This is a genomic window from Ancylobacter sp. (assembly GCF_965229075.1).
Classification (GTDB): Bacteria; Pseudomonadota; Alphaproteobacteria; order Rhizobiales; family Xanthobacteraceae; genus Ancylobacter.
Genome location: NZ_CBDDIO010000002.1, coordinates 3,397,767 through 3,418,979, shown reverse-complemented (window position 1 = coordinate 3,418,979; position 21,213 = coordinate 3,397,767). Strand labels below are relative to the sequence as shown.

The 21,213-nt window shown below is 67.4% G+C and carries 19 protein-coding genes, 2 pseudogenes and 1 riboswitch; of the genes and pseudogenes, 12 read left to right on the top strand and 9 right to left on the bottom strand.

The features are described from left to right. Nucleotides 1-38: 38 nt before the first annotated feature. Genes ACO07Z_RS21875 through ACO07Z_RS21865 form a run of 3 tightly spaced genes read right to left on the bottom strand, consistent with a single transcriptional unit; the run spans nt 39 to nt 2,898 of the window. Nucleotides 39-821 (bottom strand): ABC transporter ATP-binding protein, encoded by a 783-nt coding sequence (locus ACO07Z_RS21875; RefSeq protein ID WP_421700624.1) that lies wholly within the window; start codon nt 819-821, stop codon nt 39-41. Then, a complete protein-coding gene (locus tag ACO07Z_RS21870) occupies nt 818-1,855 on the bottom strand; it encodes a FecCD family ABC transporter permease (protein WP_421700623.1) in 1,038 nt (345 codons plus the stop codon). The genes ACO07Z_RS21875 and ACO07Z_RS21870 overlap by 4 nt, the downstream gene beginning before the upstream one ends. Continuing rightward, nucleotides 1,852-2,898, bottom strand: a complete 1,047-nt coding sequence (locus ACO07Z_RS21865; protein ID WP_421700622.1) for an ABC transporter substrate-binding protein — start codon at nt 2,896-2,898, stop codon at nt 1,852-1,854. Before ACO07Z_RS21865 ends, ACO07Z_RS21870 begins: the two co-directional genes overlap by 4 nt. Before the next feature lie 107 nt (nt 2,899-3,005). After that, nucleotides 3,006-3,225: riboswitch (cobalamin riboswitch) on the bottom strand. A 280-nt stretch (nt 3,226-3,505) separates the two neighbouring features. Between ACO07Z_RS21865 and ACO07Z_RS21860 the strand changes: the two genes are divergently transcribed. The 3 genes from ACO07Z_RS21860 to ACO07Z_RS21850 all read left to right on the top strand — a co-directional run bounded on the left by ACO07Z_RS21860 (nt 3,506) and on the right by ACO07Z_RS21850 (nt 6,139). Next, nucleotides 3,506-5,212, top strand: a complete 1,707-nt coding sequence (locus tag ACO07Z_RS21860) for a uracil-xanthine permease family protein (RefSeq protein ID WP_421700621.1) — start codon at nt 3,506-3,508, stop codon at nt 5,210-5,212. A gap of 145 nt (nt 5,213-5,357) precedes the next feature. Next, complete coding sequence (locus ACO07Z_RS21855; RefSeq protein WP_307018271.1) at nt 5,358-5,690, top strand: STAS domain-containing protein; 333 nt, start codon at nt 5,358-5,360, stop codon at nt 5,688-5,690. 32 nt (nt 5,691-5,722) lie between these two features. Then, nucleotides 5,723-6,139, top strand: a complete 417-nt coding sequence (locus ACO07Z_RS21850) for an ATP-binding protein (RefSeq protein ID WP_421700620.1) — start codon at nt 5,723-5,725, stop codon at nt 6,137-6,139. Here the strand turns inward: ACO07Z_RS21850 and ACO07Z_RS21845 are convergent. From ACO07Z_RS21845 to ACO07Z_RS21830, 4 genes are all read right to left on the bottom strand, one after another. After that, on the bottom strand, nt 6,136-7,728 hold the full coding sequence (locus ACO07Z_RS21845) for a Na+/Picotransporter (protein ID WP_421700619.1): 1,593 nt from the start codon (nt 7,726-7,728) through the stop codon (nt 6,136-6,138). The two genes, ACO07Z_RS21850 and ACO07Z_RS21845, sit on opposite strands and share 4 nt — an antisense overlap. 138 nt (nt 7,729-7,866) lie before the next feature. Beyond that, nucleotides 7,867-8,238, bottom strand: a complete 372-nt coding sequence (locus tag ACO07Z_RS21840; protein WP_421700618.1) for a response regulator — start codon at nt 8,236-8,238, stop codon at nt 7,867-7,869. A gap of 9 nt (nt 8,239-8,247) precedes the next feature. Continuing rightward, entirely contained in the window at nt 8,248-10,539 is a 2,292-nt protein-coding gene (locus ACO07Z_RS21835; protein WP_421700617.1) for a response regulator, read from the bottom strand. A 16-nt stretch (nt 10,540-10,555) separates the two neighbouring features. After that, nucleotides 10,556-11,734: a PP2C family protein-serine/threonine phosphatase gene (locus tag ACO07Z_RS21830; protein WP_421700616.1), complete on the bottom strand. Its 1,179-nt coding sequence runs from the start codon at nt 11,732-11,734 to the stop codon at nt 10,556-10,558. A gap of 350 nt (nt 11,735-12,084) precedes the next feature. On the opposite strand from ACO07Z_RS21830, the gene ACO07Z_RS21825 reads away from it, so the two are divergent. Both ACO07Z_RS21825 and ACO07Z_RS21820 read left to right on the top strand, forming a co-directional pair. Then, entirely contained in the window at nt 12,085-12,279 is a 195-nt protein-coding gene (locus ACO07Z_RS21825; RefSeq protein ID WP_244376281.1) for a hypothetical protein, read from the top strand. A 267-nt stretch (nt 12,280-12,546) separates the two neighbouring features. Further along, on the top strand, nt 12,547-13,041 hold the full coding sequence (locus tag ACO07Z_RS21820) for a lipocalin-like domain-containing protein (protein WP_421700615.1): 495 nt from the start codon (nt 12,547-12,549) through the stop codon (nt 13,039-13,041). 11 nt (nt 13,042-13,052) lie between these two features. On the opposite strand, the gene ACO07Z_RS21815 is transcribed toward ACO07Z_RS21820, so the two are convergent. Beyond that, entirely contained in the window at nt 13,053-13,958 is a 906-nt protein-coding gene (locus ACO07Z_RS21815) for a LysR family transcriptional regulator (protein WP_421700614.1), read from the bottom strand. Nucleotides 13,959-14,121: 163 nt separating this feature from the next. On the opposite strand from ACO07Z_RS21815, the gene ACO07Z_RS21810 reads away from it, so the two are divergent. From ACO07Z_RS21810 to ACO07Z_RS21795, 4 genes and pseudogenes are all read left to right on the top strand, one after another. Continuing rightward, complete coding sequence (locus ACO07Z_RS21810; RefSeq protein ID WP_421700613.1) at nt 14,122-15,114, top strand: MBL fold metallo-hydrolase; 993 nt, start codon at nt 14,122-14,124, stop codon at nt 15,112-15,114. 378 nt (nt 15,115-15,492) lie between these two features. Then, nucleotides 15,493-15,948, top strand: coding sequence for an NAD(P)/FAD-dependent oxidoreductase (locus ACO07Z_RS21805; RefSeq protein WP_421700612.1), 456 nt, complete (start codon nt 15,493-15,495; stop codon nt 15,946-15,948). Nucleotides 15,949-15,962: 14 nt separating this feature from the next. Next, nucleotides 15,963-16,256: pseudogene (locus tag ACO07Z_RS21800) on the top strand (FAD-binding oxidoreductase); the annotation flags it as partial. Then, entirely contained in the window at nt 16,219-16,491 is a 273-nt protein-coding gene (locus ACO07Z_RS21795; RefSeq protein ID WP_421700611.1) for a hypothetical protein, read from the top strand. The pseudogene ACO07Z_RS21800 and the gene ACO07Z_RS21795, both read left to right, overlap by 38 nt. Nucleotides 16,492-16,722: 231 nt before the next feature. Here the strand turns inward: ACO07Z_RS21795 and ACO07Z_RS21790 are convergent. Then, nucleotides 16,723-16,937 (bottom strand): annotated as a pseudogene (locus ACO07Z_RS21790) (IS3 family transposase); the annotation flags it as partial. Nucleotides 16,938-17,309: 372 nt separating this feature from the next. Here ACO07Z_RS21790 and ACO07Z_RS21785 point away from each other — a divergent pair. From ACO07Z_RS21785 to ACO07Z_RS21775, 3 genes are all read left to right on the top strand, one after another. Next, the gene (locus ACO07Z_RS21785; RefSeq protein WP_421700862.1) at nt 17,310-18,161 is read left to right on the top strand and encodes an ABC transporter substrate-binding protein; all 852 of its coding nucleotides are present in this window, start codon (nt 17,310-17,312) and stop codon (nt 18,159-18,161) included. 83 nt (nt 18,162-18,244) lie between these two features. Continuing rightward, a complete protein-coding gene (locus tag ACO07Z_RS21780; protein WP_421700610.1) occupies nt 18,245-19,867 on the top strand; it encodes an amino acid ABC transporter permease/ATP-binding protein in 1,623 nt (540 codons plus the stop codon). Between the two features lie 66 nt (nt 19,868-19,933). Then, complete coding sequence (locus tag ACO07Z_RS21775) at nt 19,934-21,172, top strand: acetamidase/formamidase family protein (RefSeq protein ID WP_421700609.1); 1,239 nt, start codon at nt 19,934-19,936, stop codon at nt 21,170-21,172. Nucleotides 21,173-21,213 lie beyond the last annotated feature (41 nt).

The following is a 21,213-nucleotide window of genomic DNA, read 5'->3' as shown; positions in this document are numbered from 1 at the left end:
ACCCTTACTCTGCCGCCATTCGGCTCAGCGCCAGCGCCTCACAAGGGGTCGCCCGGCTCGTGATCGACGAGATAGTCGATCTGGCGTCGACCATTGGCGCCGGGGCGGATGGCGACCTCCACCCCGAACACGTCGCGAATGAGCGCAGGGGTGAGCACCTCCTCCGGCGCGCCGGCGGCGACCAGCCGGCCGGCGGCGAGCACGCCGATGCGGTCGCAGAACAGCGAGGCGAGGTTGAGGTCGTGCAGCGCCACGATGCAGGTCACGCCGAGCCGCCGCACCAGCCGGAGAATGGACAGCTGGTGCTGGATGTCGAGATGGTTGGTCGGCTCGTCGAGAATGAGCTCGCGCGGCGCCTGCGCCAACGCACGGGCGATATGGACGCGCTGGCGCTCGCCGCCGGACAGCGTGTGCCAAAGCTGGTCGTGCCGCTCGGAAAGGCCGACCCGTTCGAGCGCCGCATCGACGGCACGCTCATCCTCCGCGCTCCAGGCGGCGAAGGCGGCGCGGTGGGGCGTTCGCCCCAGCCGCACCACGTCGCAGACGGTGAGCGCGATCTCCGTCGTTGCCTGCTGCTCGACGAAGGCGAGACGCCGGGCGAGGTCGCGCCGGCCGACGCCGGCAATGTCCTGCCCGTCCAGCGTGACCACGCCGCTCGCCACTTTGCGCAGGCGGCAGAGCAGGCGCAGCAGGCTCGACTTGCCCGAGCCATTGGGGCCGATCAGGCCGAGCACACGGTTGGGCTCGACCTCCAGCGTCACGCCGTCGACGATGAGCTTGCCGCCCGCGCCCCAGCGCACATCATGGGTGGCGAGGGTCATGCCGGCCGCCTCGCGCGATAGAGGATAAGGGCGAAGGCCGGCGCGCCGACCAGCGCGGTGACGATGCCGATGGGCAGGATCTGCTGCGGCACCAAGATGCGCGAGAGCACATCGGCGAGAATCATGAACACCGCGCCGATGACGAGGCAGGCCGGCAGCAGCCGGGCATGGCCGGGGCCGACAAGGAAGCGCGCCGCATGCGGGATGACCAGCCCGACAAAGCCGACCGTGCCGACAATCGCCACCATGGTGGCGGTGAGCAGCGCGGTCGTTGCCAGCAGCACCAGCCGCACCCGCACCACGGGGATGCCGAGCGAGGCCGCCGCGTCGGCGCCGAAGGCGAAGGCGTCCAGCGCCTTGGCGTGGACCATGCAGACCAGGAAGCCGAGCAGCGCCACCGGCGCGGCCACTGCGAGGTCCGCCCAGCGCACGCCGCCGAAATTGCCGAGCAGCCAGAACATCACGCCCCGCGCCTGCTCGGCGCTCGCCATCGTGGTGACAATGGTGGCGGTGGCCGCGTTGAACAGCTGCGAGCCGGCGACGCCGGCCAGGATCACCCGGTCGCTGGCCCCTCCCGCCCCGGCAGCGAGCAGGCCGACGAGCACCAGCGCCGCCACCGAGCCGAGAAACGCCCCGCCGGACAGGCCGAGCGTCGCCCCGCCAAAGCCGAGGATCATCACACACACCGCCCCGGTGGAGGCGCCGGCGGAAACGCCGAGAATATAGGGCTCCGCCAGCGGGTTGCGCAGCAGCGCCTGCAGGATGGCGCCGGAAAGCGCCAGTGCGCCGCCGCACAAGGCCGCCATCAGCGCGCGGCTCAGCCGGTACTCGAAGATCACCCCCTGCTGGATGGCGCTGACGGGATAGCCGAGATCGAACAGCCCGTTGCCGAGCGCGCGGAAGGCGACGGCAAGCGGGATCGGCATTTCGCCCACCGTCACCGCCAGCGCGATGGCGACGACCAGCGCGGCGAGGGAGAGGCCGGCGAGGGCAAACCGCGCCGGCCAATTCGGCCCGATGGCGATGTGGCTCAATGGACCAGACCGAAGCCCTGCACCGCCGTGGCGATGGCCTCCAGGCCGTCCACCGTATCGAGCCCCGGCCTTGTGGCCGCGACATCGACGATGACGATGCGCCCGTTCTTCACAGCGGAGAGCTGGCTGGCCACCGGGTCGGTCTTGAGGAAGGCGAGCTTGGCGTCGATGTCGTCGGCGGGAAAGCGGCGGCGGTCCATCTTCACCAGCACCAGCACGTCCGGGTCGTTGGCGGCGATGGTCTCCCAGCCGACCAGCGGCCATTCCTCCTCCGTGGTGATGATGTTGCGGACGCCGAGCTGCTCCATCACATGGGCCGGCACGCCGTTCTTGCCGGCGAGGAAGGCGTCGCCCTTGATCTCCTTGCTGGAGAACCACAGCGCCATGGACATATCCCGGCCCTTCAGCGCGGCGACGGTGCGGGCGGCGGCGTCCTCGCGTGCCTTCAGGCGGGTGACCAGCGCCTCGGCGCGGTCCGACACGTCGAAGATGGCGCCATATTCCCGGATGTTCCGGTAGAGCAGTTCGGTCGAATACATCTGCGTCCGCACCCCGTCGCCGGCGCCGCTATTGTCCTTGCCGACGCAGTCGGTGGGCGAAACATAGACCGGCACCTTCACCCCGTCGAAGCGCCCGCGCGTGCCGACAATGCCATTGGGCCCGATGTGCCATTCATACATGGCGACGACGAGGTCCGGCTCCTGTCCGACCACCGCCTCGAAGCTCGGATCATTGTCGGCGAGCCGCTTCACCCCTTCATTCACCGCCTCATAGGGCTTGGCGACCGGGCCGAACCACAGCGCGCTGGCGACCACGCGGTCGCCGAGGCCGAGCGCGTAGAGGATTTCCGTCTGCGCCTGGCCGATGCTCACCACGCGCTTCGGCGCGTGGTCGATCACCACCTTGGAGCCGCAATTCTCCAGGGTGAGCGGATAGGTCGTGCCAGCGAAGGCCTGCGTGATTCCCGCGCCCGCAAGCAGGCCAAGCGCCACGGCGAGGCCTTGGGCCGAGCGACGGAGAAGATGAGAGGTCGTGTTGAGCATTGTTACCGCTTCCTGAACAGGAAGACGGGAAGCGTAAAGGACACCACCCGGGCGGGAGCGAATCGCACTCCCGCGCGGCCGGCAACCTTCGGAGCACCCCGCCCGAAAGATTGTGTGCGATCAGGGCAGGTCTCCTGGCTCGCGGGTCAACGCTGGCTCCGCCCGGCCTTCCCAGCGCAAGGCAGAGCCTTGACGCCAGTGGACGATGGGCAGAGGGCTCGCCGCTTACAGTTGCGGGGGCAGCCTCGGCTTTGGCGCGAAGCGCCTCACCGAATTCCCTCTTAGCTTCGGGCGGGTGCCCGAAGAACCGTGATCGACCGTGACCGTAAACGCTTCGCCCCCGCCGTCAAGCGTGCCGGTTCGCCCGGGCCTCGCCCGGCTTCCGCCAGCGCCGACCAACTGATACATTGTATCCTTTACGACGACAAGACCTCGCCGCCGTCGCGGAGCCGAAAGTTGGCGGCGGGCGATCTTGCCCGGCTTCGAGCGAAATATCATAGTCGCACCAGCAGATTCCCCTACCGTCGGCAGCGCCGGGCGGGAGCCTCGATCCCGCACCGGACGGGCGCCCTGGCGGCCCCGTCATGTCTTTGCCAAGGGCCCGCCCATGCCGCGCAAGCCGACAAACATCATCTATTCGGCCAATGAGAAGCCGCCGGCCGGCACGGTGCTCATCCTCGGGGTCCAGCACGCCACCCTCGCGCTTCTGTTCATCGTCTATCCCCTCGTCGCCGCCGCCGAGGCGGGTTTGTCCTTCGACGATACCCAGCTCTTCATCACCAGCTGCATCATCTTCATGGGCATCGCCACGCTGCTGGAATGCCTGCCCAAGCCCGGCGCGGGCATGCTGCTGGTGCAGATTCCGAACATGGCGCACATGCCGCTGGCGGTGCAGTCCCTCGCCGCCGGCGGACCGGCGCTTTACGCCGGCATGAGCCTCGTCGCCGCCATCTCGCAGCTCACCCTGTCGCGGTTCATGCGCGCGCTCAGGGCGGTGTTCCCGCCGGAAGTGTGCGGCGTCGCCGTCACCATGCTGGGCGTCGCCCTCGCCGATCCGGCGCTGCGGCGGGTGTTCGGCATCTCCGGCGAGATCACGCCCGATCTCGATCTGCGCTATGCCCTCGTCAGCTCGGTCACGCTGGTCATCATCGTCGGCCTCGCCATCTTCTCGCGCGGCATGCTGCGTCTGTTCGCGGTGGCGATTGGCGCCGCGATCGGCTGGATACTGGCGGCCTATCTCGGCGTCGCGCCCGAGCCAAATGCCAGCTTCGCCACCCTGCCCTATATCGATCTGCCGCATGTCGGCTGGCCGGGCGTCAGCTTCTTCTCCTGGGCGCTGATCCCGGCGGCGATCATCACCGGCGTGCTGTCCGCCGTGGACATGGTCGGCACCGTGGTGTCGATGCAGCGCATGGACGATGCCGACTGGCGCCGCGCCGATCTCGACCAGGCCGGCCGCGCCATTCAGGCCAACTGCCTCGGCGATATCGGCACGGCCCTCACCGGCGGTTTCGCCAGCGCTTCCTCCTCGGCCGCCGTCGGCGTCGCCTTCGCCACCGGCACGACCGCGTGGCGGGTGGGCGCGATTTCCGGCATCCTCATCATCCTCTCCGCCTTCTCGCCCCGCCTCATCGGCGTCCTCACCATCATCCCCTCCCCGGTCATCGGCGCCATCCTCATCTATGCCGCCGCCTTCCTCACCGTGGCGGGAATGGAACTCATCCTGTCCCGCCGCCTCAGCGACCGGCGCATCTTCACCGTCGGCCTCGCCATCCTCACCGGCCTCGCCGTGGCCATTCTCCCCGGCCTTGTCGGCCTCACGCCGGAATGGGCGCAGCCGATCCTCGAATCGCCGCTCTCCATCTCCACCGCCGTCGCCATCGTGCTGAACCTGATCTTCCGCATCGGCATCCGCCAGGAAGCCTCGCGCGAGGTGACGACGGCCGACAACCCCTTCACCGTCGCCACCGAATTCCTCGAACATCAAGGCGACCTGTGGGGCGCGCGGCGCGATGTCATTTCCATGGCGATCCCCGTCGTGGCGGAAGGAGTGGAGATGCTGCTCGACACCGGCGTCGCCCCGGGCAAGCTGGAGGTGCGGGCGCATTTCGACGAGGAGAATTTCGACGTGGCGCTGCTCTATGAGGGCGAGCCGATCACCATTCCCGACCATCGCCCCTCCCCCGAGGACCTTCTGGGCGACGCCCACGCCGTCGCCCGCTTCGTCGGCTACATGCTGAGCAAGCGGGCCGACAGGCTGGTGCTCGGCACGGACGGCGCCCGGCAGAAGCTGACCCTGCGCTTCGAGCACTGACCGCATCGCCGGGGCCCAAGCCCGGCGCTTGCACGGTTTTGGCTTTGTCGATAATCCTCTTGCATCCTCGCGCGGACGGGCTGGCAGGCGCTGGACCGCGCGGCCTCCCCGATGCCGCCGCCCTCCCAAATTCTGGAGCCGAGCCTTGATACATATCGACCGCATCGTCGAGGGCGCCGTCGTCGTCACCGCCGTCAAGGGGCGGCTGGACAGCAGTTCCTCGCCCAAGCTGGAGGAATTCCTCATCGACGCCGCGCCGAGCGGGACCGTGCTGCTCGACTTCGCCGAGCTCACCTATATCAGCTCAGCGGGCCTGCGCGTCGTGCTCAAGGCGACCAAGCTGCTGCGTGGCGCCGGTGGCACGCTGGCGGTGTGCGGCCTCATTCCGCAGGTGCACGAAGTGTTCGACGTGAGCGGCTTCTCCTCGCTGATCCCGATCCATCCCAGCCGCGAGGCGGCGCTCGCCACCCTCGGCTGACCACACCACCGGCACGCGCGGCGGAGCGGGCGATGACCGACATGCGGCTCGATCTACGCCTGCCCAACAACCTGGGCGAGCTCGACGCACTCAGCACACGGATCGAAGGCTTCATGGAAGAAGCCGAGGTTCCGCCGACCCCGGCCTATCGATTGCAACTGGCGGTGGACGAGTTCTTCAACAACGCGGTCGATTACGGTTATCCCGATGGCCGCGCGGGCGAGATCGGCATCGAAGTGAGCCGCACCGGCGACCGCCTCCACCTCGTCTTCAGCGATGACGGCGACCCGTTCGACCCCTTCGCCGCGCCGCCTCCCGATCTCGACGGCACGCTGGAAGAGCGCCGCATCGGCGGGCTTGGCGTGCATCTGGTGCGCACCTTCGCCGACAGCTTCGCCTATGCGCGCGAGAATGGGCGCAATGTGAAGCGCCTCAGCTTCGCGCTTTAGCCCACGCTGCGGGCGCGGCGCACCTGCGTCATCCCGTTGACCAGCCGGCGCGCCAGCCAGACGATGCGCTCGAAAAGAACGGTCATGCGGAACAGCGCGTTCTGCTCCGCCGCCGCCAGGTCGCTCTGCGAGGAGAGGCGCTGGCGCAGCTCCTCCATCAGCCGGTCGCGATGGCCGAGCAAGGCGAGCACCACTTCCGGCTCCTCCGCCCCGAGGCTCTCGGCATGGTCGGCGACGGCCCCGAGCAGCAGATGCAGCGCCTCGTTCAGCCGCTGCGCGGTCGGCACATGGCGGACGACAGCGGCCTCCTGCGCGTAATCGCCCAGCGCCTCATGCAGGGCGCCGGCATTGTTGGCGGCATCGTCGAGCAGCAGCGCCACCGCCACCTGGTCGCGGGCCAGCTGCGCGTCGAGCAGCGAGGCGAGATAGGCGCGGATCGCCTCGGTGAGGCTGGCGCCAGCGGTGCGCAGCACCGTGGCGGACGGCGCGGAGGCATCACCCTCCTCGCGCACATGCTCGATCATCTGCGGCAGACGGCCGCTCAGCCGCGCCACCTCGCGCGTGGCGAGGTCCAGTGCCGCCTCGGTGTCGCTCAGCGCCTCGCGCAGCAGGAAGGCGGGCTGGGAGAGCGTTTCCACCGCGTTCATTGGCAGCAGCCGCGCCAGGATGCGGCGGGTCGGCGCTTCGAGCAGCGCGGAGGCGATCGCCCCGCCAATCTGCGCCGCCAGGAACAGCAGCGCGAGCACGGCGCCGATATCGCCCTCGGCCGGCAGGAGCCCGGCCACGGCCTCTGGCCGTAAGGCCGCGAACACGGCAAGGCCGGCGAGCAGCAGCGATCCCGCGCCCTTCTGCACCACCTGCAGCGCGAAGACGACGCGGCCGGGCCGCGTCTCGCCGGGGATCAGCACGGCATTGTTGATCATCCCCGCCGCATTGGCGCCGGCGATCAGCGGCAGCGCGGTGCCGAAATCCAGCAGCCCGCCACCGACCGCCGCCACGGCGAGCGCCGCCGCCACCGAGGAGGACTGCGCCGCCATGGAAAAGCCGGCGCCGATCGCCGCCAGCAGCCAGGGATTTTCGACCGCCGCCTCCCACCAGGGATGCCCCAGCAGCGCCTCGCGCATCGGGCCGACGGCGACGGAAACGAGATGCATGCCGAACAGCAGCAGCCCCGCCCCGAGCGCGGCGTCGAGCGCGTTGCGCATGCGATCGCCGCGCACCAGCCGGAAATAGGTGGTGAAGCCTACCACGCCGATGACGAGGCCGGCGGCGGTCGAGGTGTCGACGGCAACGATCAGCGGCAGCAGCGAGGTGCCGACATTGGCCCAGCTCGGCGCCAGCAGCGCCGGCCCGTCGGTGAGCACGCCGCCACGCACGAAGGACACAACGATCCACGACACGGCGGTGGAACTCTGCGTAATCATGCCCGCCAGCGTGCCGCTGATCGCGGCGCTGACATTGCCGCGCAGCGCGCGTGCGAAGGCGGCGCGGGTGCGCCGGCCGACCAGCGGCACCAGATTGGCGGACAGCCCGCGCACCCCGATGAAGAACAGCCCCAGCCCGCTGAACAGAAGCGCGATGGTCGCCATGGGCCTACCTTGTCGTCCGTTGATTATTGGATGGGCGCACGAAAAGCGGTTCCTCTGCCGCCGGGCGACGGCAGGAATGCAAGGCGCAGGCCGTTATGGAAGGTTCGCATGACAGAGCGGTGACGACACCGATCCACCTCAACCCGGCAGGCCGAGCCGGCTGCGGATCTTCTCCAGCAGCCGCGGCAGTTCCACCGGCTTGGTGTCGAAGTCGTCGCAGCCCGCCGCCATCGCCTGCTCGCGGTCCGAGGCCATGGCGTGGGCGGTGAGCGCGATGACCGGAATGGCGGCCGTCTCGGGATGCGCCTTCACCTGGCGCGTCGCCTCCCAGCCGTCGAGCACCGGCAGGCTCATATCCATCAGGATCAGCGCCGGCTTCTCGGCGAGCGCGATGTCCACCCCCTCCTGGCCGTTGACCGCGATCAGCACCTCGAAGCCGTTGCGGGCGAGACGCCGCGAGAGCATGTCGCGGTTCATCTCATTGTCCTCGACGAGCAGAATCTTCGTCATCGCACCCTCTCAATGGCCGTGGCTGGCGATCGTGCCGAGCGCCGCGCCGAGCGAGCCGATCGGCTGCGCGCCCTTGTTCAAGATCAGCAGCGTGTTGCGGGCCAGGAATTCCCGCTCATCCTCGGTGAGTTCCTTGGCGGTGAGCACGACGATGGGCAGCTCGCCATAGGCCGGCTCCGCCCGTACATGGGTGAGGAAGGCGAAGCCGTCCATCTTGGGCATCATCAGGTCGAGCAGCACGAGCGCGGGAAGCGGGTGCGAATGGAGCCAGGCCAGTGCCTCTTCGCCATTGGCCGCCTCGGCCACCGGCAGGCCGGCGCCCTCGATGGTGGTCCGCATGATCGCGCGCACCTCGGCATCGTCATCGACCACCAGCACCACCCCGTCCTCATTGCCGGGAGCAAATTTATGCACCAGCGCGACCAGCCGCTGCCGGTCGATCGGCTTGGTCATGTATTCCGAGGCGCCGAGCGAATAGCCGAGATTCCGGTCATCGACGATGGTGAGCATGATGACCGGGATATGCGCCAGCGCCGGCTCGGATTTCATGATGCCGAGCACCGACCAGCCGTCGATCTTCGGCATCATCACGTCGAGCGTGACGATATCGGGCGGCTCCTTGCGCATGATGTTGAGCGCCTCCACCCCGTCGCGGGCGTGGCGCAGCACATAGCCTTCCTTGCCGAGGGTGGCGGTGAGCACGTCATGCACCGCCGGGTCGTCGTCGACCACCAGCACGGTGATCGCCCCCGGCGTCGTCGGCGCGCCGGGATCGACGATCTCGTCCTCATCGCCGAGCGCGCCCACCAGATGCGCCTCGACCGGCAGCTCGATGGTGAAGGTCGAGCCCTTGCCCGGCTCGCTCGCTACCGCGATGGTGCCGCCGAGCATGGCGGCGAAGTGCTTGGTGATGGTGAGCCCGAGCCCGGTGCCGCCGAAATTGCGCGTGGTGGAGGAATCCGCCTGGGTGAAGGCCTGGAACAGCCGGCCCATCTGCTCCTCGCTCATGCCGATGCCGCTGTCACGGACATCGAAACGCACCGCCTCGCTGCCATCGGGCATGCGGTCGCGAGCGATGGCCAGCGTCACCGTGCCCTCCTTGGTGAATTTGGCGGCGTTGCTGAGCAGGTTGATAAGGCTCTGCTTGAGCTTGGTGACATCGGTGCGCAGCGTGCCGATATCCACGGGGCAGTCGATGACGAAGCGATTTCCGTTCTTCTGCATCATCGGCCCGACAATGGTCTTCACCTCCTCGACCATGCGGGTCAGGAACACCTGCTCCAGATAGACATCCATGCGCCCGGCCTCGATCTTGGAGAGGTCGAGAATGTCGTTGATCAGCCCGAGCAGGTGTTTTCCCGCCGCCTGGATCTTGTCGAGATCGGCGACCATGGCGCTGTCGCCGGCATCGGCGGCGTCCTCGGAGAGGATTTCGCTGTAGCCGATAATGGCGTTGAGCGGCGTGCGCAGTTCGTGGCTCATATTGGCGAGGAATGCCGATTTGACCTGGCTGGCGGATTCCGCCGCCTCCTTGGCCTCGCGGAGCTGGTGCTCCATGCGCACCCGGTCGCTGATATCGACGAAGGTGGCGATCACCGCCGGCTTGCCGCGGAAATCCAGCCGCTCATGCGAAACCATGGTGGAGATGGTGGAACCGTCCGCATGCGGCAGGTTGAATTCCTGCCGCTCGCTGGTCGGCGTGGCGAGAATGTCCTCAAGCTCCCGACCCCGCGCCGGATCGGCGAACAGCTCGCGCAGGGGGAGGCCGACCAGCGTGTCGGCGTCGCGGCCGATCAGCCGGCCGAGGCAGCCATTGCAATGGCGCACCACGCGCTCCGCCACATCCATGATGACGAGCCCGATCGGCGCCGCCGCGTCGATGGCGCGCAGCTGCTCCTCGTCCTCGCGCAGCTTCATCTCTGCCAGCTTGCGCTCGGTGATATCGGTATAGATGGCGATGAAGCCGCCCCCCGGCACGGGATCGCGCCGCACCTCCAGAATGGTGCCGTCGGGGCGGGTGCGCTCGAAGCGGTGCGGCGTTTCCAGCTGCGCGAGGCGCTGGGCGAGCGCGACCTCTATGTCCACATCCCCGAACTCGCCGCGCGCGCCGAGATAGCGGATGTAATCGGAGAAGGTGTGTTCGGTGCCGAGGAACTCCTCCGGCATGTTGAGATAATCGACGAACAGCTGGTTCCAGGTCACCAGCCGGTGCTTGGCGTCGTACATGGCGACACCTTGCGCCATGTTTTCCAGCGTCGCGCGCAAGAGCGTCGCTTCGCTCACCCACTCGTCCTCGGTCATCCCGTCCCTTGCCCCCTCACTCAGCTGCCGGCGCATCCAGCGTCAGCAGCAGCGCCGCCATGTCGTCAAACGCCGGCAGGCCCGCCTCGAAGGCCCGCACCGCCGCGGCCAGTCGCGGCAGCGGCGCCGCCTCCTCGCCGAGCGCGGCGAGGAAAGCGCCCACCCGCTCCTCGCCATAGAGGTCGCCGGCATGGTCATGCGCCTCGGTCAGCCCGTCCGTCACCACCATCAGCCGTTCTCCCGCGCCGAGCGGCACGGTGGCGGCGCTGAACGGGAACTCCTCCATCACACCGAGCGCCGGACCGCCAGCGGCCGTCAGCCGGCTCACCATGCCGTCGCGGGCACGCAGATAAGGCGGCACATGGCCGGCGCGCACATAGGTCAGCGTGCCCGCCGGCACGTCGACCACCGCCAACAGCAGGGTGACGAACATGCAGGAGGCATTGCCCCGCGCCAGCGCATCGTTCACCAGCCCCGCCGCCCGCGCCGGATCGGCGAACAGTTCGGCCGCGTCCGGCCGTGTGCCGAGCGAACGGAACATGGAATGGGTGCGCGCCATCATCAGCGCCGCGCCGGCGCCCTTGTCGGAGACATCGCCGATGATCGCCACCATGCGGCCATCGCCGACGGGGAAATAGTCGACGAGATCACCACCCACTTCCTTGGCCGGCTCCAGCAGCACGTCGATGGCCACTCTCCGCCCGGCAAAGACACCGGCGAAGGGCGGCGGCACCAGCGCCAGCTGCAGGGTGCGCGCTTCGATGAGCTCGGCCTGCTTGCGCTTCAGCTCGTCGCGGGTGCGGTCGCGCAGCGCCTTCTTTTCCAGCGTGGCGAGCACGCGGGCGCGCAGCAGCGTGGGATTGAACGGCTTGAAGATGAAATCGTCGGCGCCCAGCTCGATGCAGCGCACCACGGGCTCGATCTCGTTGAGGGCGGACACGACGATGACCGGCAGATCGTTGATCCGCCCGTCAGCGCGCAGCCGGTCGAGCACGCCGAAACCGTCCAGCTCCGGCATCATGATGTCGAGCAGAACGAGGTCGTAGGGCTTCTGGTCGATGGCGGCGAGCGCCTCGATGCCGTTGGCGGCCTCGTCGATATGGGAAAAGCCGAGCCGCTTCAGGCGCCGCAGCAGCAGGTCGCGGTTCTCGGCGACATCGTCGACCACCAGAATCGCCGCGTTCTGGTCCGTCATGATCCCGCTTCCACCGACGTGCTTCTCGACTGCGCCCGGATGCGGGCCCGCGCGGACTATCCACACAATGACAGGGCTTAGCAACGCCGCCGAAGCTTCCGGACAGTGACAAAAGCTGCATGTTCCCAGCCTCACGCAGCGGCATCCGTATTGGGGTATGGCAGCGACGCGGCATGCCTGCGAATGGCGCGCGGGAACCCGTGGCGCGGGACGCTTCCACACCCTAGATAGGACGGAGGGAGGCGCCACAGACAGCGATGAAGATATTCCGAGCGGGCCTTCTGACGGTGGCACTGGCGGTCTCGGCCGGTCCCGTTCTGGCCCAGGTCACCTCACAGCCGAGCCCCTACATGCCCCAGCGACGCGATTCGGTCCGACCCAACAGTCAGAACCTCATGCAGGGTCCGTCCTATTGGACGCCGCAGCAGCGCCGGCTCAACGTGCCCGGCGCCACCGCCAATCCCAGCCTGCGGCGCGACACCGAGCCCTACCCGCCCCCGCCGCTGCCGCCGCCGGTGCGGCCGGCGGAAACGCCGGACAAGTAGGGCGGCGGCGGGTTTGTCTGGAAAGGCGGAGACTGCCTCATACACGCCTCGTCATGCTGAGGTGCCGGCCGTCGGCCGGCCTCGAAGCACGCAGGCGGTGTGACGCGGCAAGTATCTGCGTCCTTCGAGGCCAGGCTGCGCCGGGCACCTCAGGATGACGGGCCCTCCAGGTGCAGCGGGAAACGGCCCATTCCGCGGACAGGCAGGATCTGTGAGACGCGGCAGTGCTCAGGACATGCGGACCTCATGAAAAGGGAAGGAAACAACATGTCTATTCGGCCGGCTGTCTTAGCTCTCGCCTTCAGCATCTCGTCTGCTGCCTACGCGCAGACCGCCGCTCAGAATCAGGTGGTCGGCACGTGGCGTATGGTCTCGGCGACGATCGACCCCGGCGGTAAGAATATCGCCGCCTATGGTGAGAAGCCCAACGGTCTTCTTGTCTTCACTCCCGACATGCATTTCGTGGAAGTTCTTACCGACGCCAACGTCCCGCGTTTTGCATCCAATGCGCGCGGTGAGGGAACCGATGACGAAAATCGCATGGCCATGTCGCGCAGCATCGGGTTCTTCGGGACCTACAGCGTTGATGAAAGAGGTGAGTTCAGCGGAAACCGCGTGGAAGGGGCGACATTTCCGAACTGGGTAGGCAGCGTCCGTACCCGTGATGATCTGACACTGGTCGTTGCCGGCGACCGCATGACCGAACGCTTTCGGCGACCGGAAGGGACCGAGATCAGGATCGAATGGCAGCGCGTCAAATGAAGGAGGCGCCGCTACGTCCGCGCTTGCCAATCATAGCGCCTGACATAATCGAGAAAGGCGCGCATGGCAGCGCTCGGGAGGCGGCGGCTTGGATAATACAGAAACCAATGCGGCAATGCGGGGCTCCAATCAGGGAGGAGCTCGACGAGCCCGCCGTTCCGTATGTGGGGTTGGGCATAGTCATCGAAGACATGCGCGATCCCTCTGCCGGCCAACGCGGCCTGCAACTCGTTATGCGCCGAACTGACCAGCAGGCGGCCTTTGGGGGTAACCTCTATCTCGTCCTTTCCGTCGGTAAACCGCCAGGTGGCCAACGTTCCCCCCGGAAATCTGCGCTTGACGCAGTCATGACGAACGAGATCGTGCGGCACCTGCGGTCGGCCGTGCTTCTTTATATATCCCGGTGAGGCGACGATCGCATAGCGAAGCGGGGGTCCGAGCGGAAGCGCGATCATGTCCTGCGCCAGCTGGTTTCCAAACCTGACGCCGGCGTCGAAGCCCTGTTCCACGATATCGATGACCGCCGCATCGCTGATGATGTCGATGTTCACCTCGCGATAGTCTTCCATGAAGGCGAATGCCAGTGGACAGAGAACATGGTCGACCGCCGGGGCCGGGGCGTTGAACCGCAGCGTCCCGGACGGGGTGTCCCGCAACTCGTCGACTTCCGCGATGGCCAGCCGAATGTCACTCAGCGCAGGAGCCAATCGTTCGAGCAGGCGCTGTCCGGCTTCGGTTGGCGATACGCTTCTCGTCGTACGATTGAGGAGTCGGATGCCGAGGGTTTCTTCGAGCGCGTTCATCGTTTGGCTCAAGGCCGATGACGACACGCCGCGCTCGAGCGCCGCCGCCCGGAAACCACCACAGCGGACGATCGAGACGAACACATCGAAGCTGTCGAGCCGGATCGGGTTCATTGCGAAGTATAGCTAATCAAGCTGATCGTATCTGTGCATGTTATCGGATCAAAAGCCCCATGTCATGGTTGCCGTAGGGGCACCTGCCGGGCGCAGCTTGCTTCCGTCCCCGGTCGCCGAGACCGGAATGGAAGCGCGCGTGCCCACATGAAAGGGAAGACCGATGAATGCCTTCACCCTCAACCGACGCGCCATCATGCTCTCCGCCGTCACGGGCGTATCGAGCCTGGTCGTGCCGGCCATCGGTGGCTCCAGCAGCGCGATGGCCCAGGCGGCACCCGCACTGGGCGGCAATTCCGGCTGCTACCGCTTCCGTGTCGGCGACATCCAGGCCACCGTCCTAAGCGACGGCGTCATTGGCGGCCCGCCTCGCGTCTATGCGAGCGACGCGCCCGAAACCGAGCTTCAGGAGGTGCTGCGCCGCGCCTTTCTCGCCACAGACCATATGACGCTTAACCTCAACACGCTGCTGATCGAGACGGGCGGACAGCGGATCTTGATCGAGGCGGGAGCGGGCAAGACCATGGGGCCGAACGGCGGCCGCCTCTTTGAAAACTTGGCGGCGATCGGGCTTGGTCCTGCAGATATCAACGTGATCGTCGTCTCGCACACCCACCCCGACCATGTCGGCAATCTCCGAACCGCGGACGGCGGGAGAGCCTTCCCCCGCGCCACGGTATTCGCGCCGAAGGCGGACTGGGATTTCTTCGTCCGCACCGACCCGGATCTCTCCTACATGCCGGTCCCGCAGGACTTTCGCGTGCGCTTCGCGGCGGCCATCAAGAACAGTCTCGAGCCGGTGAGGAACAATGTCGCACTCTATGAAGCCGGCGCCGAGATCGTACCCGGCCTGACGACGATTGAGGCATCCGGGCACACGCCTGGAATGGCGACATTTCTCGTCCACTCCGGGAACGACCAGCTGCTGCTGACCGCTGACCTAGCCTACCACCCGGTCATCAACGTGGACCGGCCCTGGGTTCCGGGCCCGGACCGCGACAAGGAGACGGCCTTCGCCTCTCGCCGGCGCATCTTCGACCGGGCGGCGGTCGATCGAATTTCCGTGCTCGGCTTCCACTTCCCGTTCCCTGGCCTTGGTCGGCTGCTCAAGACCGATGGCGCCTATGCCTGGGTGCCCGCCAATTGGCAGTTCTGACGCTCAGGCAAAAGGCGCCGCCAGTCAAAGATCAACCGACCCGGCTTCCTCGGCCCCATGGGCGCAGCGGCAGCGCGGCTCGCTCTTGGCGCGCCACCGTCGTCGGGTCTGTTTCCGACGTGCTCTGCTGATGCTCGACGAACCCTCGCCCGGCCTCGCGCCGAAGGTGGTGCACCAGATCTTTCGTATCATCATCGACCTGTCGACGGCCGGCATCTCGATCCTGCTGGTGGAACAGAACGTTCAGCTCGCCCTTGAATGCGGTGGCTACGCCTACATGCTGAACACTGGGGGATCCGCCTGCACGGGCGGCGCAGGCGATCGCGGCCCACTCGTCTTTGGGCGAAGCCTTTCTAGGCGCCGCCCAGGAGACATTGCATGTTTGAGGTCGACCGGAAGACACCTCACCTTTGGCGCAAGACCACCGCCGATCGACGCACGGCGCCGGCGCTAACGAGCGACCGCTCCTGCGACGTGCTGGTGGTGGGCAGCGGCTTCACCGGCCTCGCCACGGCGCTCGGCGCGCGGGACAGCGGGGCCGCCGTCATCCTTCTCGAGGGCAACGAAATCGGCTCGGCCGCCTCCGGGCGCAATAACGGGCTGGTTATCTCGCATCATTCCAAGGCCTCGCCGTCCGAGTTCGAGGCGGCTTACGGCAAGGTGCATGGCGAGCGCTACAACCGGTTGGTGGCGGACGCCGCCGGGGTCGCCTTCGGGCTGATGCAGCGCTTCGGGATCGACGCCCACCAGGTACAGGATGGCTGGCTTCAGCCGGCTCACACCGAGGCGACCCTCGCGCGGGCGCGCACCTTCACGACGAATAGAAAGCGTTAGGCGCCACCGTCTCCTGGCTAGGGGTGAGCGTCTTCGAGAATTCCCACGGTCTTCGGCTCGAGAAGGTCGCGGCGGGCCGGCGGGTCCACAGCGCCGAGGGCTCGGTGACCGCGCCGGAGGTCGTGCTCGCCACCAATGCGCTCACCGGCGACATCTGGCCCGGCCTCAAGCGCACGCTGATTCCGGCCAAGGTGTTCCAGGCGGCCACAGAGCCGCTGCCGCCGGAGGTCCGCGCGCAGATCCTCATCGGCAGTCCCCGCGGTGTCGGACATGCACGCGGACATGCGCTATTTCCACTACGACCGTGACCACCGGCTGGTGAGCGGTGGCACGCACGCCTTCTGGCACGATGGGGCCGAGCGCGGCCGCGCCAAGGTTTCGCGCATGCTGGGCACTGCCTTCGCGGCGCTCGACGGACCGCCGGCCATGAGCGAATACTGGAGCGGAACTTTCGCGGTGGTGCCCGACCGGCGGCCGCGGCGTCGCGCTCGCCCTCACGCTTGGACAGGAGATCGGCCGCTGGGCCGCGGGCCGGCGGCGTGACGACGAAACGCCCCTTCCGATCACCGCCATGAAGCCGGTGCCGTTTCATCCGATTGCAGTCCAAGTGGCCAACCATCTGCATTCCTGGCATCGCTATCAGGATTGACGCGCCTGAATTCCGGAGCTTTGTGGCGGCGCCCATTCGCTGGTCCCCAAAGGCGTTTCAACGGCCCACATTACGTAAGCCTGCGCCGGATGCGTCGTCGGATTGGGAGCGTCATCCTCGCCGGGCATCGGTTCCGCATCACCGACGCGAGCGCGCTCGGAGCCGCTGTCGACCACGGCCTTGTTCACCCGTTCCTTCGGCGTCTGCCCGGAACAGCCCGTCTTCGCCGCGATCGACACCACAGCGCCCAGCGCGACGGATGCTCGGCCTCGTGCTCCAGCGCCATCCGCACTGCGTGGACACGCATTGCAGGCGAGAGCTTGTTCATCGTCTTGCTCATCACGGCTCCATCTTCTCAGGAGCTGGAGCCTCCGACGAACCCGAGGGCGTTCAATGAGGGTCTCAGGTCGTCTTCGACGCGAGGGATTTTCTCTGCCATTCCCTCTCGCGAAACATTCCGGCAGAAGACGGCCTGCCCGCCGAACAGGCAGAGACTGCCTCAATCTTGGCTGCCGCCCATCCAACAATCGGTGCGTCCGCAGACAAGTCCTCCCGGGCACGCTGCGCGACACTTTGCTCCTCAGTTCCGACCGCCGCGCCATTCGCACGCGGAAGCAGAGGAGAAGGTTCAGTGGCACTCAATCTCGACACGCATTCCGGCGCGCGCGATGGCTCGCTCGCCGCGCGACTGCGCGCGGCGCTCCTTGGCGTCATGGGCCTCGCGCTCGCCACCGGCGGTCTTGCCGCCAGTCTGCCGCAGAAGGCGCAGGCCGCGACTCCGGCCGCCTGTGCTGCGCTGCAGGCGAAATATCCCGAGCTCAAGGGCAAGACTCTGGTCAACGCCATCAACCCGCACACGCCGGGCTATGAGACCATCGACCCGAAGGATCCGACCCGATATATCGGCTTCGACATTGATCTCGGCGAGGCCATTGGCGACTGCCTCGGCTTCAAGCTGACCTACAAGGCCGTCACCTTTGCCGCGCTGCTCACCACCCTCCAGGCCGGCCAGGCCGACATCGTCATCTCCGACATTTACGCCACCAAGGACCGCGCCAAGGCGGCGGACTTCATCACCTATCTCAAGGTGTTCGACGGCGTGCTGGTCGCCAAGGGCAACCCGAAGAAGATCGACGGCATCAATCTTTCGCTGTGCGGCGCGGTCGCGGCCGAGAACACCGGCTATGTCGAGGTGCCGCTGATCCAGGCGCTGGAGGCCGAATGCAAGAAGGCCGGCAAGCCGGCGCCGGAGATCCTGCTCTTCGATAACAACGCCAACTGCATCCAGGCGATCCTCGCCGGGCGCGCCGATACCTACATCAACGACGTCAACACGGTCGATGGCGCGGTGAAGGCCTATCCGGACAAGCTGGAGAAGGCGACGGCGGTGACGCTGCCCTATTCGGTCGGCATCGCCGTGCCGCGCAACAATGTTCCCTTCCGTGACGCGGTGATGGCCGCGCTCACCGAAATCCAGAAGACCGGCCTTCAGGCCGAGCTGATGAAGAAGTGGAACCTGCCGGCCGAGCAGCTCGAAAGCCCGACTCTCGTCCTCGCGGACTGACATGCCCCGCATGAGGCCACGGGCGGGCGTTCCGTCCGTGGTCTCGTCGGCATCATGCCCTGTGCCACAGCCCGGAAAGGCCGATGGATCTCTTCCTGCATTATCTGAGCATGCCGTATCTGATAGACGGCGTCGGCTATACGCTGCTGATCACCGCGCTGGGGCTTCTCGGCGGGCTCGCGATGGGCGTGATTCTCGCCGCGATGCAGCTCAGCCGCTTCCGCACGCTCGCCATCATCGCGCGCGGTTACTCCATCATCTTCCGCGGCACGCCGCTGATCCTGCAGATGGTGTTCTGCTACAACGCCCTGCCGATGATCGGCATCAAGCTCACGGCCATCTCGGCGGCGGGGCTGGCGCTCGCGCTCAACGAGGCGCCGTTCATCGCCGAAATCCTGCGCTCCAACGTCATCGGCGTCGATCGCGGGCAGGTGAGCGCCGGCCAGGCGCTCGGCATGACACCGGCCGCCATCATGCGCCGGGTGATCGCGCCGCAGGCGATCCGTTCCATGGTGCCGGCACTCGGCAATGAGGCGGTGAGCGCACTGAAGAACTCCTCGCTCGCCTCGGTGGTCGCGGTGCAGGAGCTGACCCTGCGCTCGACGCAACTCGCCTCCGCCACCTTCGATTTCTTCTCCATCTTCTTCGCCTCGGGGCTGATGTATCTCATCCTCACCGGGGCCCTGGCGGTGATCCAGATCGTCGTCGAGATGCTGCTGGACCTCGACCGCCCGCCGCCGCGCGAGCAGGTGCGCCGCTTCCTGCGGGCGCTCATGCCGGGCCGTGCAGAGGTCTCGCCGGCGTCGCCCGGGGTGACGCCGCCGGATGTCGCCGCCGAAATCCTCGCCGATGTCGCGTCCGACCCGCTGCCGCCTGTGGCGTTGCGCCCTGCCGGCGCGCCCGTCGACCGGGAGGCGCGCGCCCGCCGGCTCGCCGGCAACAACATCGCCGTCGAGGTCACCGGGCTGCGCAAGCGCTATGGCAACCAGACGGTGCTGGACGGCATCGATCTCAAGGTGCGCGCGGGCGAGGTGGTGGCGCTTCTCGGCCCCAGCGGCTCGGGCAAGTCCACCCTGCTGCGCTGCATCAACCGGCTGGAAGGCTGGCAGGATGGCGCCATCCGCGTCGGCGGACGTTTGCTCGGCAGCGACGAGACGGGGCGCCCGCTCTCACCGCGCGGCGTCGCGCAGATGCGCGCCAGCGTCGGCGTGGGCATGGTGTTCCAGCAGTTCAATCTCTTCGGTCACCTCACCGCACGCGAGAACATCGCCGGGCCGCTGCGCTGGGTCCAGGGCCTGAGCCGGTTTGACGCCGATCGCCGCGCTCAGGAATTGCTGGAGCGGGTCGGTCTCGCGCACCGTGCGGATGCGCTGCCGCGCCATCTCTCCGGCGGCCAGCAGCAGCGCGTCGCCATCGCCCGCGCCGTGGCACCGGGGCCGAGCGTGCTGCTGCTCGACGAGCCTACCTCCGCGCTCGATCCCGAACTGGTGGGCGAGGTACTCGAGGTGATCCGTCGGCTCGCGGTGGAGGATGGGCTGGCCATGATCATCTCCACCCATCAGCTCCAGTTCGCCGGCGACGTGGCGGACCGCATTCTGTTCCTCGCCGGTGGCTCCATCGTCGAGGAAGGCCCGGCCCGGCAGGTGCTGCGCGAGCCGCGCCACCCCCTTACCGCCCGCTTCCTCAACACCATGGCCGCCGACTGACCGCCGGCTCGATCCGTGTACGGGCGCCTCAGCCCGTACGCCGACCCTTGCTCTATGAGGCCCGACATGACCAAACATCACCTGCCCGCCACCGCCGCCACCGTCCATTGGGGCTATTTCAGCCGGACGCTCGCGCCCGTGCTCACCATCAAGTCGGGCGACAGTGTTGTCGTCGAGAGCATCACCCACCACGCCAATGACGATTATGACCGCATGATCGCCGGCGATCCGGCCGCCGAGGAGATCTTCCTCTGGACCAAGGACCAGAAGACGATGCGCCGGCGCGGGGCGGGGGCGACGGACGGGCCGTTCACCTATGGTTCCGGCGAGGGCCTCGGCGTCCACCTGCTCACCGGCCCGATCGCCGTCGAGGGCGCCGAGCCTGGCGACATTCTCGAAGTGCGCATCATCGACACCTGGCCGCGCCCGAGCGCCAACCCGGCCTATCAAGGCCGCTTCTTCGGCTCTAACCCCTCGGCCAATTGGGGCTTCCAGTACAAGGATCTGATCGAGGAGCCCAGGCCGCGCGAGGTGGTGACGATCTATGAGCTCGACATGGGAGAGGCGTCGGTCACCGCGCTCTATTCCTACCTCTGGACGCCGCAGACCGACCCGGACGGCATCGTCCACCCCACCATCGATTATCCGGGCGTGCGGGTCGATCACGCGACGATCGTGAAGAAGGACGGCATACTCTCCGGCATCAAGGTGCCGGCGCGGCTGCATTTCGGCACGATGGGCCTCGCTCCGGCCGAGGCGGATTTCGTTTCGACCATCCCGCCCAATTACACCGGCGGCAACATGGATGACTGGCGCATCGCCAAGGGCGCGCGGATGTACTACCCCGTCGCCGTGCCCGGCGGCCTGTTTTCCTGCGGCGATGCCCATGCCTCGCAAGGCGACAGCGAACTCTCCGGCACGGCCATCGAGATTTCGCTGACCGGCGAGTTCGAGTTCATCCTGCACAAGAAGGCGGCGCTGGAGGGGACGGTCCTCGAAGGCCTCACGCATCCTCTGCTGGAAAACGATGACATCTGGTCGGTCTATGGGTTCAGTGTGGCGAACTATCTGTCCGAACTCGGTCCCGACCACCAGACCGAGATCCTCACGCGCGGCAGCCTCGACGGCGCGATGCGCGATGCCTTCCGCAAGCTGCGCCGCTTTCTGATGACCACGCAGAAGCTCTCCGAGGACGAGGCGATCTCTCTCATGTCGGTGGCGGCGGATTTCGCGGTGACGCAGGTGGTGGACGCCAATTGGGGTGTTACCGGCTCGATCCGCAAGAGCCTGTTCGCCGGCCGTTGACCCGCATGCCGGCGGTTGAGACGGCATGCGGCGGGGCATGA